This is a genomic window from Bacillus sp. 37MA (assembly GCF_000372765.1).
GTDB classification, from domain to species: Bacteria; Bacillota; Bacilli; order Bacillales; family Domibacillaceae; genus Domibacillus; species Domibacillus aminovorans.
Map to the genome: position 1 here is coordinate 675,365 of NZ_KB889752.1, position 13,949 is coordinate 689,313.

General features: G+C 43.4%; 12 protein-coding genes and 1 pseudogene. All 13 read left to right on the forward strand.

What is annotated here, in order from left to right:
* The gene (locus A3M5_RS0103570) at positions 1 to 309 is read left to right on the forward strand and encodes a YlxQ family RNA-binding protein (RefSeq protein WP_018392388.1); all 309 of its coding nucleotides are present in this window, start codon (positions 1 to 3) and stop codon (positions 307 to 309) included.
* A 272-nt stretch (positions 310 to 581) separates the two neighbouring features.
* Positions 582 to 2,360, forward strand: a pseudogene (gene infB / locus A3M5_RS0103575) (translation initiation factor IF-2); the annotation flags it as partial.
* Positions 2,361 to 2,385: 25 nt separating this feature from the next.
* Positions 2,386 to 2,742, forward strand: a complete 357-nt coding sequence (gene rbfA / locus A3M5_RS0103580) for a 30S ribosome-binding factor RbfA (protein WP_018392390.1) — start codon at positions 2,386 to 2,388, stop codon at positions 2,740 to 2,742.
* Positions 2,743 to 2,824: 82 nt separating this feature from the next.
* Positions 2,825 to 3,718, forward strand: coding sequence for a tRNA pseudouridine(55) synthase TruB (truB, locus tag A3M5_RS0103585; RefSeq protein ID WP_018392391.1), 894 nt, complete (start codon positions 2,825 to 2,827; stop codon positions 3,716 to 3,718).
* A gap of 21 nt (positions 3,719 to 3,739) precedes the next feature.
* Positions 3,740 to 4,702 (forward strand): bifunctional riboflavin kinase/FAD synthetase, encoded by a 963-nt coding sequence (gene ribF, locus A3M5_RS0103590; protein ID WP_018392392.1) that lies wholly within the window; start codon positions 3,740 to 3,742, stop codon positions 4,700 to 4,702.
* A 112-nt stretch (positions 4,703 to 4,814) separates the two neighbouring features.
* The gene (rpsO, locus tag A3M5_RS0103595) at positions 4,815 to 5,084 is read left to right on the forward strand and encodes a 30S ribosomal protein S15 (protein WP_018392393.1); all 270 of its coding nucleotides are present in this window, start codon (positions 4,815 to 4,817) and stop codon (positions 5,082 to 5,084) included.
* 75 nt (positions 5,085 to 5,159) lie between these two features.
* Entirely contained in the window at positions 5,160 to 7,280 is a 2,121-nt protein-coding gene (gene pnp, locus A3M5_RS0103600) for a polyribonucleotide nucleotidyltransferase (protein ID WP_018392394.1), read from the forward strand.
* 135 nt (positions 7,281 to 7,415) lie between these two features.
* Positions 7,416 to 8,657: a M16 family metallopeptidase gene (locus tag A3M5_RS0103605; RefSeq protein WP_018392395.1), complete on the forward strand. Its 1,242-nt coding sequence runs from the start codon at positions 7,416 to 7,418 to the stop codon at positions 8,655 to 8,657.
* Between the two features lie 101 nt (positions 8,658 to 8,758).
* Positions 8,759 to 9,628, forward strand: coding sequence for a dipicolinate synthase subunit DpsA (gene dpsA, locus A3M5_RS0103610; protein WP_018392396.1), 870 nt, complete (start codon positions 8,759 to 8,761; stop codon positions 9,626 to 9,628).
* 3 nt (positions 9,629 to 9,631) lie between these two features.
* On the forward strand, positions 9,632 to 10,216 hold the full coding sequence (locus A3M5_RS0103615) for a dipicolinate synthase subunit B (RefSeq protein WP_018392397.1): 585 nt from the start codon (positions 9,632 to 9,634) through the stop codon (positions 10,214 to 10,216).
* 187 nt (positions 10,217 to 10,403) lie between these two features.
* Positions 10,404 to 11,456: an aspartate-semialdehyde dehydrogenase gene (gene asd, locus A3M5_RS0103620; protein WP_018392398.1), complete on the forward strand. Its 1,053-nt coding sequence runs from the start codon at positions 10,404 to 10,406 to the stop codon at positions 11,454 to 11,456.
* 258 nt (positions 11,457 to 11,714) lie between these two features.
* A complete protein-coding gene (dapG, locus tag A3M5_RS0103625) occupies positions 11,715 to 12,941 on the forward strand; it encodes an aspartate kinase (RefSeq protein ID WP_018392399.1) in 1,227 nt (408 codons plus the stop codon).
* A 36-nt stretch (positions 12,942 to 12,977) separates the two neighbouring features.
* Positions 12,978 to 13,844: a 4-hydroxy-tetrahydrodipicolinate synthase gene (gene dapA, locus A3M5_RS0103630; RefSeq protein ID WP_018392400.1), complete on the forward strand. Its 867-nt coding sequence runs from the start codon at positions 12,978 to 12,980 to the stop codon at positions 13,842 to 13,844.
* Positions 13,845 to 13,949 lie beyond the last annotated feature (105 nt).

Below are 13,949 nucleotides of genomic sequence, written 5' to 3' on the forward strand. Positions count from 1 at the left end.
ATGGCCAGCCAGCCATGGACATCATTTTTAGGACTTGCAACTCGAGCAGGCAAAATTATTTCCGGTGAAGAATTGACTGTCAAAGAAATTCAGCGTGGGAATGCAAAACTCGTTATTTTATCAGAAGATGCATCGCGTAATACAGAAAAGAAAATTACCGATAAGGCGCACTTTTATGGCGTACCGCTCAGACGGATACAGGACCGCTTTGTACTAGGGCAGGCAATTGGAAAAGATGCCCGAGTCGTTGTTGCTGTGACCGATGCTGGTTTCGCCAAAAAGTTGAAGACGCTTATCGATGGGGAATGACGGCATATATATGACTGTCATGACAAGGAGGCCATTTAAACTTGGATAATAAAACAAATAATCAACAAACAACGAATAAATCAGCAAGCCAGCCGGCACAGAATCGTGGACCGGCGAAACCAAAACCGACTGGATCTAAACCAGGTGTACAGCAGAAAACAGGCGGCGGTGCACGTGGTGGCGCTTCAAAGCCAGGACAACGCGGAATTAATGGCGGACCACGTGGCAAAGGCCGTTCGGGAGGCCAACGTAAAGGAACTCCAAGACCGCAGCCCGTCGTTAAAAAGAAAGAAATTCCAGAAAAAATCGTTTTTTCAGGCTCACTGACAGTAGCAGAGTTAGCAAAGAAAATGAACGTTGAACCGTCAGAAGTCATTAAAAAGTTGTTCATGCTTGGCGTCATGGCGACAATCAATCAAGAGCTTGATAAAGATGCAATAGAACTTGTTGCAAGTGAATTTAATGTCGAAGTAGAAGAAGAAATACTAATCGACAAAGCGGATCTTGAAACCTATTTTGAAGAAGAAACGACAGAAGAAAATTTGAATGAACGTCCAGCGGTTGTGACGATCATGGGTCACGTCGACCATGGTAAAACAACGCTGCTTGACTCAGTTCGAAACACAAAAGTAACAGAAGGTGAAGCCGGCGGTATTACACAGCATATAGGTGCCTACCAGGCAGTAACGAATGGAAAGAAAATTACGTTCCTCGATACACCTGGACATGCGGCTTTTACGACAATGCGTGCACGTGGTGCGAAAGTGACGGATATTACCATTCTAGTTGTGGCTGCGGATGATGGTGTTATGCCGCAAACCGTTGAAGCGATCAACCATGCAAAAGCAGCGGAAGTGCCGATTATTGTGGCGGTTAATAAAATTGATAAGCCCGCGGCCAACCCGGATCGTGTGATGCAAGAATTAACAGAACATGGTCTCGTTCCAGAAGCATGGGGCGGTGAAACCATTTTCGTTCCGATTTCAGCGAAGCACGGAGAAGGAATTGACACATTGCTTGAAATGGTTCTTCTCGTCGCAGAAGTAGAAGAGTTGAAAGCAAATCCACAGCGCCGTGCAATGGGTACCGTTATTGAAGCAGAGCTTGATAAAGGCCGCGGTTCTGTTGCGACATTGCTCGTTCAAAACGGAACACTTCATGTCGGTGATCCGATCGTAGTCGGCAATACATTTGGCCGTGTTCGTGCGATGGTGAATGATGTTGGACGACGTGTGAAAACAGCTGGTCCATCGACACCGGTTGAAATTACAGGCTTGAATGATGTACCGCTCGCGGGAGACCGTTTCGTTGTATTTGAAGATGAAAAAACAGCTCGTCAAATCGGTGAAACTCGCGCACAAGAAGCACTTCAAGCACAGCGCAGTGAAAAAACAAAAGTCAGTCTTGATAACTTGTTTGAACATATGAAACAAGGCGAAATGAAAGATTTGAACATCGTCTTGAAAGCGGACGTACAAGGTTCAGTCGAAGCGGTAGCTGCTGCCCTTCAAAAAATCGAAGTGGAAGGCGTTAACGTCAAAATTATTCATACAGGTGCTGGTGCGATTACAGAATCAGATATTATTCTCGCTTCTGCATCAAACGCGATTGTGATTGGATTTAACGTCCGTCCTGATGTCAATGCGAAACGTACAGCGGATGTGGAAAAAGTAGAAGTGCGTCTGCACCGTATTATTTATAAAGTCATCGAAGAAATTGAATCTGCGATGAAAGGGATGCTTGATCCAGAATTTGAAGAAAAAATTATTGGACAGGCTGAAGTGCGCCAAACGTTTAAAGTGTCGAAAATCGGTACGATTGCCGGAAGCTATGTAACAGAAGGCAAAATTACCCGTGACTCGGGCGTACGTTTAATTCGGGATAGCATCGTTATTTTTGAAGGTGAAGTCGATGACTTGAAACGATTTAAAGATGATGCAAAAGAAGTTGCGCAAGGCTATGAGTGCGGAATTACGATTCGTGGTTTCAATGATGTCAAAGAAGGAGATATTATTGAAGCGTTCATCGAGCAGGAAATCGAGCGCAAATAACCTTTCGTTTTAAGGGGTGATATACATGTCAATGCGTTCAAATCGCGTAGCAGAACAAATGAAAAAAGAATTGACGGATATTTTAAGCCGGAAAGTGAAAGATCCACGTATCGGTTTTTTAACGGTAACTGATGTTGAAGTCACCGGCGATTTGCAGCAAGCTACTGTCTACATTACAGTGCTTGGTGGTGAAGATGAGCGGGAAGGAACGTTAAAAGCACTGGCGAAAGCAAAAGGCTTTATCCGTTCTGAACTCGGTCAACGAATCCGTCTCCGGAAAACACCGGAGCTTACGTTTGAGTTTGATGAATCGGTTGCATACGGCAGCCGGATTGATACTCTCTTAAAAGAAATCGACAATTCATCAAATGAACCGACCTAAGAAAATAGACGTCATGGCAGCAGCGGACTTGATCTTGCTGTCTGCCAGACGTCTTTTTTTATGAAGAAAGGAGGCCAGTCAAATGAATGGAATTTTACCACTATGGAAAGAAAAAGGCATGACATCACATGACTGCGTTTTTAAAGTGCGCAAAATACTGAAAACGAAAAAAGTCGGCCATACGGGTACGCTAGATCCTGATGTAGAAGGAGTATTGCCGCTTTGTATTGGCAAAGCAACTCGCCTCGCCGAATACATAACAGACAGTGGCAAAACGTACGAAGCAGAAGTGACGATCGGGATATCGACCGAAACAGAAGATGCGTCGGGTGCGGTCATTGAATCAAAAAAAATAGACGCTTCTATCACAGCCGAGCAGTTGCTGCTTATATTTGAGGAGTTAACTGGACAGATTGAACAAATACCGCCGATGTATTCTGCTGTCAAAGTAAATGGAAGGCGTCTATATGAATATGCGCGTGCAGGAGAAATCGTTGAGCGGCCATCAAGAATCGTGACGATTGATCAAATTGAGTTAATAAGCAGTATTGTACATGACGGTGAGACGGTGCGCTTTTCCATTCGTATAGTATGTGGTAAAGGCACATATATCCGAACACTGGCTGTCATGATCGGTGAAAAACTTGGTTATCCTGCTCATATGTCAAAGCTCGTCCGCACAAGTTCTGGAGGCTTTTACGAGAAAGACTGTGTAACATTGGAGGAGATTGCCGTAAGTATGCCAGAAGACGTGCTGAAGCCGGTTGAAATCGCGGTTTCTCATTTGCCGAAGTGGAACGTATTTGATACAGTAGCAGTGACGATAAAAAACGGAGCTGTCCTGCCAGTTCCTACTGATTGGCCGGATGGAGAAAAAGAAGCAGCAGTTTATTTAAACGATGAACTGCTTGCTATTTATCAGATTCATCCAGAAAAAGAAGGGAAAGTCAAACCGATCAAAGTAATGCCAGACTGAAAGAAAGACAGGTGTCAACGTATGGAAGTTATTATGCTTCATCATCCACATGAAAAAAAGAAAGACGAGTATGAGCCAATGGCGCTCGCACTCGGTTTTTTTGACGGTGTACATAAAGGTCATCAACAAGTCATTACTACAGCAAAACAAATTGCCAGCGAGAATGAATGGAAAAGTGCAGTCCTGACGTTTGATCCTCATCCGTCTCTCGTACTCAGCCGCAAACATACGCACATTCGTCATATTACGCCGTTAGCAGAAAAGAAACGGCTTATTGAAGAACTAGGTGTCGATTATTTATTCATCGTCCGGTTTACATCTGACTTTGCTGCGCTCGAACCACAGCAATTTGTGGATGAGTTCATCATCGGATTAAATGTGCAGCATGTCGTCGCTGGTTTTGATTACACGTATGGCCGTCTTGCCAAAGGAACGATGGAAACGATGCAATTTCATTCACGTGGCCAGTTCACATATACAGGAGTGAAAAAACTTGATTTTGAACAAGAAAAAATAAGTTCTACAAAAGTACGTGAACTTTTGTCAAGCGGACTCGTACGTGATGCGTCGGATTTACTAGGACGGCCATACCGTATGCGAGGAATGGTTATTCATGGCGATAAACGCGGACGTAAAATGGGCTTTCCAACCGCAAATATTGAACCGGACGACTCTTACTTTTTACCGCTTACAGGTGTATATGCAGTGAAAATGAATGTGCAAAATGAATGGCGTGAAGGAGTATGCAATGTAGGATTTCGGCCAACATTTAAAAGTCCGGACAAGCCTGTTTTATCGATTGAAGTGCATATGTTCCACTACAATGGAGACATTTACGGAGAAGAAGTCGACGTGGACTGGTACATTCGCTTACGTGGTGAACAAAAGTTCAACGGCATGGACGAGTTGTCTGCGCAAATTGAAAAAGACAAACAGGCAGCCATTCGTTTTTTTGACCGTAAGCGACTTGACGAACACCCTTAAGTTTCGTATAATATACAGTGCTTAACATTTTGAACCGCTGCTTGGCATGGCGAGTCTCCAACGTATGCTAGGCTGACGGGGATGAAACAAATTTAAAGGAGGAAACAAAATAATGGCATTATCACAAGAACGCAAAAACGAACTAATTCAGGAGTATAGAACGCACGAGTCTGATACAGGATCTCCAGAAGTGCAAATTGCTGTATTGACTGAACAAATCAACACATTGAATGATCATTTACGCACACATAAAAAAGACCACCATTCACGTCGCGGTCTTTTAAAAATGGTCGGCCGTCGCCGTAACTTGCTTTCATACCTTCGTAACAAGGATGTTGCACGCTACCGCGAGTTGATCCAAAAACTCGGCTTGCGCCGATAATTCACAAAAGCGGGATTCTTCCCGCTTTTTTGTTAGGGAAAAAATATGATGTTAAAATAAAAGAGGTGCAACTATATGGAGCAAGGAAAACAAACATTTTCCATCGAATGGGCAGGGCGTGAGCTAACTGTCGAAGTAGGACAAATCGCTAAGCAGGCCAATGGTTCAGCGCTAATACGCTATGGTGATACCGTTGTATTGAGCTCTGCAACAGCCTCAAAAGAACCGAAAGCAGTAGATTTCTTTCCGTTGACCGTGAACTATGAAGAACGTCTTTACGCTGCCGGTAAAATACCAGGCGGATTTATTAAACGTGAAGGCCGCCCGAGTGAAAAAGCGACCCTTGCGAGCCGTCTTATTGATCGTCCAATCCGTCCACTTTTCCCTGATGGTTTCCGCAATGAAATTCAAGTCATTAGTATAGTTATGAGTGTGGATCAAAATTGTTCTTCTGAAATAGCGGCAATGTTTGCATCCTCTCTTGCGCTATCTGTGTCAGATATTCCGTTTGAAGGTCCGATTGCGGGGGTACAGGTCGGACGCATTAATGGTGAATTTATCATTAATCCATCGGTTGAACAAGCAGAAGAGAGTGATATCGATTTAACGGTTGCCGGTACGAAAGAAGCGATCAACATGGTTGAAGCAGGAGCAGATGAAGTGCCTGAAGAAGTGATGCTTGAAGCAATCATGTTTGGCCACGAAGAAATAAAACGTCTCATTGCTTTTCAAGAAGAAATTGTTGCGAAATGCGGTAAGGAAAAACATGAAGTTGCTCTCTATGAAAATGATCAAGAACTTGAAGCGAAAATCCGCACAATGTGTGAGAGCGACATGATTCGAGCCATACAAACGGTTGAAAAACATGCGCGTGACGAAGAGATTAAAAAAGTGAAAGACGCTGTGAAAGCAACTCTTCAAGAAGAAGGCGAAGAAGAGTCAGTCCGAGAAGCGTCTGAAATTTTGGATAAAATCGTTAAAGAAGAAGTACGCCGTTTAATTACTGTTGAAAAAATCCGTCCAGATGGCCGTAAAATCAATGAAATCCGTCCGCTTGCATCGGAAACAGCATTGCTTCCACGGACACACGGTTCTGCCATGTTTACACGCGGACAAACGCAAGTGCTCAGCATTGCAACTCTCGGTGCGCTCGGTGATGTTCAAATATTGGACGGACTTGGCGTAGAAGAGTCAAAACGATTTATGCATCATTACAATTTCCCTTCATTCAGCGTCGGGGAAACGCGTCCGCTTCGTGCGCCTGGACGCCGTGAAATCGGTCACGGTGCACTTGGAGAGCGTGCACTATTTCCGATTATTCCAGACGAAAAAGACTTCCCTTATACGATCCGTGTCGTGTCAGAAGTGCTTGAATCAAATGGTTCTTCTTCACAGGCGAGCATTTGTGCGAGTACAATGGCTATGATGGATGCAGGTGTACCAATTAAAGCACCGGTTGCCGGTATTGCAATGGGTCTTGTTAAGTCAGGTGAACATTACACAGTCCTCTCTGATATTCAAGGCATGGAAGACCACCTTGGCGACATGGACTTTAAAGTAGCGGGTACAGCAAAAGGTATAACAGCCCTTCAAATGGACATTAAAATTGATGGCTTAAGCCGTCAAATTTTAGAAGAAGCATTGCAGCAGGCGAAAGAAGGCAGAATGCATATTTTAGAGCATATGTTGTCTATAATCGACACGCCGCGTGCTGAATTGTCCGCGTATGCACCGAAAATCATGACCATGACAATTAATCCGGATAAAATCCGTGATGTTATTGGGCCGAGCGGTAAGCAAATCAATAAAATCATTGAAGAAACGGGCGTCAAAATCGATATTGAACAAGATGGAACAGTCTTTATTTCATCGATTAATCAAGAAGATAATGAGCGTGCGAAAAAAATCATTGAAGATATTGTTCGTGAAGTCCAAGTAGGCGAACTTTATATGGGGAAAGTAAAACGAATTGAAAAATTTGGTACATTTGTTGAATTGTTTAAAGGAAAAGATGGACTTGTCCACATTTCTGAACTGGCAGAAGAGCGGGTTGGCAAAGTAGAGGATGTCGTGAAAATGGGCGATCAATTCCTTGTAAAAGTCATCGGTGTTGATAATCAAGGCCGTGTAAATGTATCGCGTAAAGCTGTTTTGAAGGAGCAAAGAGAAAAAGAAGAAGCGTCAAAACAATCATAATCATAAAAAGCGTCGATCTCTTTTGAAGAGCGGCGCTTTTTTTCTGGAATAAATGAATGACCTATGTTAATGTTGTTTATTGATATAACGAAATAGACATCTAGATGAAACAGATACTAGGAGGAATAGATTACGTTGATAAAACGATTTACATGTAACAATGGTGTGACCATAGTAACAGAGGAAATTTCAACTGTCCGCTCAGCAGCAATTGGAATCTGGATTGCGACTGGCTCGCGAGATGAGTCTCCTCAGCTAAATGGTGTATCCCATTTTATTGAACATATGTTTTTTAAAGGAACGAAAAACTTAAGTGCAAAAGAAATTGCTGAAAGTTTTGACAGTATTGGCGGACAAGTAAATGCCTTTACATCAAAAGAATACACATGTTATTACGCGAAAGTACTTGATAATCATGCGGATCATGCATTAGATGTGCTGGCCGATATGTTTTTTAATTCAACATTTGCGGAAGAGGAAATGGAAAAAGAGAAAAATGTAATATACGAAGAAATTAAAATGTATGAAGACGCACCGGACGATATCGTCCATGATTTATTGAGCAGTGCCGCATACGGTAATCATCCGCTCGGTCTGCCAATTTTAGGTACAGAAGAAACACTATCTTCTTTTACACGTGATACATTGAAAGAATATATATATAACATGTATACACCAGACCGGGTTGTTATTTCTATCGCTGGTAATATTGATGAAGATATCGTCCGTAAAGCAGAGGCACTCTTTGGTTCGTATACAGGGGGCAAGGCAGCTGAATTGGAAGCAGTCTCTCATTTTTATTACGAGAAAAAAGCGCGTTCAAAAGAAACAGAGCAGGCGCATTTATGTCTCGGCTATGAGGGTATTCCAATCGGAGATGAAAATATTTACAATTTAATTGTTATGAACAATATTATCGGCGGCAGCATGTCGAGCCGTTTGTTCCAAGAGGTACGGGAAGAGCGAGGTCTTGCGTATTCTGTTTATTCGTACCATTCATCTTACAAAGATACGGGTCTAATTACCTTTTACGGTGGAACCGGTGCCGAGCAGCTCGATGAATTATATGAGACGATTCAAAATTCGATTCATCTTGTGAAAACGGAAGGATTGACGGAAAAAGAATTGTACAACAGTAAAGAACAGCTCAAAGGCAGTTTAATGTTAAGTTTGGAAAGCACAAATAGCCGGATGAGCCGCAACGGGAAAAATGAACTTCTTTTAAAACATCACCGCTCATTGGATGAGATTGTCTCACTCATTGATGGCGTGACAAAAGAACGTGTTGATGAACTCGCGAAACAATTATTTGATAAACCATTTTCTGCATCATTAATCAGCCCGGACGGCAAATGGCCGAAAACAGCTGTCAATTGAATCCGCTTTTTGCGGGTTCTTTTTTATACGTAGTAAAATGGCACAGCAAAATAAACAGTTCATACAATAAAAAGAATACGTCAAAGATGGAGGAGATGAAGATGAACGCCGTTTTGTTTGGTGGCGATGCAAGGCAATTGGAAATAAGCCGCATTCTTGTTCAGCACGGATATGACGTGTGGATGATTGGGTTTGAACAAATAGAGATAATTAAAAATGTTAAAAAAATAAAAACGGATGATTTGCATAGTTTGTCCATCGATTTATTCGTTTTGCCTGTATCAGGTGTGAAGGAAAATGGAGAAGTTGAAGCTTCGTTTGCAAACGAACCGCTTTTTTTCACAAAAGAAATTGCAGACAAGATACCAGAATCGTGTGCAGTCATGAGCGGCATAAAAACAGCTGCGCTCAAACAAATGATACAACGTGAAGTCACTATTTTATTTGAACGTGAAGATGCAGCGATTCATAATTCCATTCCAACCGCTGAAGGAACGCTTATGATTGCTATGCAGCAAACACCATTTACCATTCACCAATCAAAGGTTATGGTAGTAGGGTTCGGACGCGTTGGAATGACGACAGCACGTCTCTTTCATCAGGTCGGTGCAACTGTATCAACAGCTGTGAGAGAAACAGGTAGATTTGCCCGTGCATCAGAAATGGGGATTGATCCGTTTTATATGGAGGAACTTCACACACAGGCGGGTCTGGCAGATATCATAATTAATACAGTACCGGCCCTTTTATTGACGGATGAAGTGATTCGGCAGATGAAAAAAACAGCGATCATTATCGATCTCGCTTCAATGCCAGGTGGAACGGATTTCAAAGCAGCAGAGGCAGCTGGTATTCAAGCCATCCATGCGCTCGGTCTGCCGGGGAAAGCGGCGCCGGAAACAGCAGGTAAAATACTTGGGCAGGTTATTGTCAATGCTGCCCGTGAATGGAAAATGGAAAGGGGACTGTAAACAGTGGAATCGCCTTTAGCAGGACGTCGAATAGGCTTTGGATTGACAGGGTCTCACTGCACATTTGAAGAGGTAGTGCCGGTTGTGAAAAAATTGGTCGAGCTTGGAGCACATGTTGTTCCCGTAGCGACGGCTACTGTTCAAAAGGAAGCGAGTCGTTTCGGTTCAGCGGGTGAATGGCTGCAAAAGATAGAGGAAGAAGCGGGTCGAAAAGCGATCGTAACGATTCAAGATGCAGAACCACTCGGGCCAAAGGAACCGCTTGACTGCATGGTTATTGCACCGATGACAGGCAGTACCCTTAGCCGGCTTGCCAATGCGAATACGGATTCACCGGTCCTAATGGCGGTAAAAGCAACACTTCGAAATGGGGGACCAGTCGTTGTAGCAGTTTCGACAAACGATGGACTTGGCTTAAACAGTCATAATATTGCTAAGTTGTTAACGACAAAAAACATTTATTTCGTGCCGTTTGGACAGGATGATCCAGTAAAAAAACCAAACTCACTCGTTGCTAAAATGGACCTCGTTCCAGAAACAGTTGTCGCTGCCATCAATAACCGTCAAATTCAGCCACTGCTTAGATAAAATACACGTAAATCCCCCAAAAAAACGGTCTTTTTTGCGAACAAATGATTTTCTTCTTTTATTCATCCTTTATTGTGTTAAAATAATGCTATTAAAAGTATCGAAATACTTTTTCACTAATTGCTACTATTCGACAACGTATTTTATACGTAAAATGAATTACTTATTCTGGAAGGGGAAGATTTACATGAGTAACAAAGGTTTTCACGTAGCCGTCGTCGGTGCGACGGGAGCGGTCGGACAACAAATGCTAAAAACACTGGAAGAGCGCAATTTTCCAATGAAGTCATTGACGCTGCTTTCATCCGCCCGTTCAGCGGGAAAAACCGTTTCTTTTAGAGGCGAAGACGTAACAGTACAGGAAGCGAAACCGGAAAGCTTTGACGGAATCGATATCGCGTTGTTTTCAGCAGGCGGCAGTGTGTCAAAAGAGCTCGCTCCTGAAGCAGCAAAACGCGGCGCTGTGGTCATTGATAACACAAGCGCATTCCGCATGGATCCGGAAGTTCCACTTGTTGTACCAGAAGTAAATAAAGAAGATTTGCGCGATCATAAAGGAATCATTGCCAATCCAAACTGCTCGACGATTCAAATGCTTGTGGCACTTGAGCCAATCCGTACAGCATACGGATTGAAAAAAGTTATCGTGTCAACGTATCAGGCAGTATCCGGCGCGGGTGCACAGGCGGTAGAAGAACTTTACAGCCAGACGAAAGCGATTGTTAACAACGAATCATTTGAACCGAAAATTTTACCGGTAGGTAGCGATAAAAAACATTATCAAATCGCATTCAATGCCATTCCGCAAATTGATAAATTTGAAGACAATGGCTTTACATTTGAAGAAATGAAAATGATTAACGAAACGAAAAAAATTATGCACCTAGATAGTCTGCCCGTTGCTGCGACTTGTGTTCGTTTGCCAATCGCAATAGGCCATTCAGAATCTCTTTATTTTGAAACGGAAAAAGGTGCACTTACAGCAGCAGATATACAAAATTTGTTGAAAGATGCGCCGGGAATTGTCCTTCAAGATAATCCGGCCGAACAAGTATATCCAATGCCGGCAGACTGTGTTGGCAAAAATGACGTATTTGTTGGACGTATCCGTAAAGATCTTCATACAGATAATGGTTTCCATATGTGGGTTGTTTCTGATAACTTGTTAAAAGGAGCAGCATGGAATTCTGTGCAGATCGCAGAAACATTGATTGACATGGAGATTGTCACAGAAAAATAAAGCGAAACTTCATTCAGTGGGGACCACCTGAGACCTTCTGAATAAAAAGAAAAACTCAGATAAAAAGCGCCGCGTCCTGCGGCAATACCTGAGTGACCGGGCTTCGTACAGGCACGGAACCAATCGGGCGTTTACGGACAGTTAACCTAACCTCTTTCATCGCTTTTTCTTTTCGATGACTGAAAGAGAGACGGGTTTACTGTCCGTTAATGCGGGATAAACGGCCGCCATTCTTCATGAAAAGGCCAGGTGTTCAATATGAAAATCATCATTCAGAAATTTGGCGGTACGTCTGTTCGCGATGAACAGTCAAGGCTCAGTGCCCTCAATCACGTACAGCGTGCCGTTCGCGAAGGATATAAAGTCGTTGTCGTTGTGTCGGCTATGGGCCGAAAAGGCGATCCGTATTCAACGGATACGCTATTAGCGCTTACAGGCGGCGGGGAAAGTATGCTGACCAGAAGAGAAACCGATCTTCTTTTATCCACTGGGGAACTGATCTCTAGTCTCGTTTTCTCGAACATGTTGAAGGAAAATGGACTTCAATCAACGGCGTTGACAGGCGGGCAGGCCGGAATTGTCACGGATCATGATCACATGAATGCAAAAATTATTGAAATGAACTGCGCACGCCTGTTAAAAGAACTGGAAACGAACGATGTAATCGTCGTGGCCGGTTTTCAAGGCACTTCAAAATTTGGTGAAGTGACGACGCTGGGTCGGGGAGGCAGTGACACGTCTGCAGCTGCTTTAGGCGCTGCAGTCCATGCTGAATTCATCGATATCTTTACAGACGTGAACGGTATTATGACAGCAGACCCGCGTATTGTGCAGCATGCGCGGCCGCTTTCTATCGTGACCTATACAGAAGTATGTAACATGGCGTATCAAGGAGCAAAAGTCATTCACCCGCGTGCAGTGGAGATTGCGATGCAGGCGAAAGTGCCGCTTCGTATCCGATCGACCTATTCAGAAGAAACGGGTACACTCGTTACCTCCGCATCGGATGAACATCACGGCTTTGATATGCACGATCGTCCTGTAACGGGCATTGCTCATGTAACAGACATTACCCGTATCAGAGTTCAGACAACGGATCAGTCCCGTATTTTTCAACTGATGGCGGCTGAAGGTATAAGCGTTGATTTTATTAACATATCAGAAGACCGTGTCACATACACCGTGACAGATGAAAATGCCAATCATGCACAGCAAAAGCTTATCGATAATGGGTATGAACCGATTATGGAGCCGGATTGTGCGAAAGTATCTGTCGTCGGCGCAGGAATGACAGGTGTACCAGGTGTAACCTCTAAAATCGTCACAGCTCTATCAGAAAAAGACATTAACATTATGCAATCAGCTGACAGCTACACGACGATCTGGGTACTTGTAAAAGAAGACCAGATGCCGGCTGCTGTTAACGCACTGCATGATACGTTCTTACTTCAAAACAACAAATCAACAAATCAACAGGCTGAATAATATTAGAAGGCCCGGGAATACAGGAGGCGAATGCGTATGATTACTTTCGGCCGGTTGTCAACGGCGATCGTTACGCCGTTTGATTCAAAAGGAAACATTGATTTCAATAAAACAACTCAACTGATTGAATATTTAATTCAAAATGGAACGGACTCGCTCGTTGTAGCAGGAACGACTGGTGAATCACCGACGCTTACAGCAGAAGAAAAAATTGCACTTTTCCGCCATGCGGTAAAAGTAGTGGCCGGACGCATTCCGGTTATTGCCGGCACAGGCAGCAACAACACGAGGGCATCCATTGAATTAACAAAAAAGGCGGAAGCAGAAGGCGTCGATGCCATTATGCTCGTTGCGCCATATTACAATAAACCGAATCAAGAAGGACTTTTCCAGCATTTCAAAACCATTGCTGAATCGACAAATCTCCCGGTTATGATCTATAATATTCCAGGTCGCTCATCGATTTTAATCGAACCGAGAACAACAATCCGTCTTGCTAATGAAGTACCAAATATTGTGGCAACAAAAGAAGCAAGCGGCAGCATCGATATTATTACGGAAATTATTGCGAATACAGCAGATGATTTTCTAGTCTACAGCGGTGATGATGGCTTGACACTTCCTGTTTTGTCCGTTGGAGGCACAGGCATCGTCTCAGTGGCGTCACACGTAGCGGGGAATGAAATGAAGAAAATGATCAATGCGTTTTATGCAGGGGACATCCAAACAGCTGCTAAAATACATCAGGCGCTTCTTCCACTTTTCCGTGGATTGTTTGCCGCACCAAATCCGGTGCCAGTTAAGACGGCATTACAGTTAAAAGGGCTGGATGTCGGCGGCGTTCGCCTGCCGCTCATTCCACTAACAGAAGAAGAACGGACAGCATTATCGACATTGCTTTAAAAGGTGGGCCGGTTTTTGCAGAATCATTCTGCAAAAACCGGCTTTTCCTTTTGCATATAGATTGTATTGGCTTTACTTTTCTTCATCGATTATAATAGACGTAAC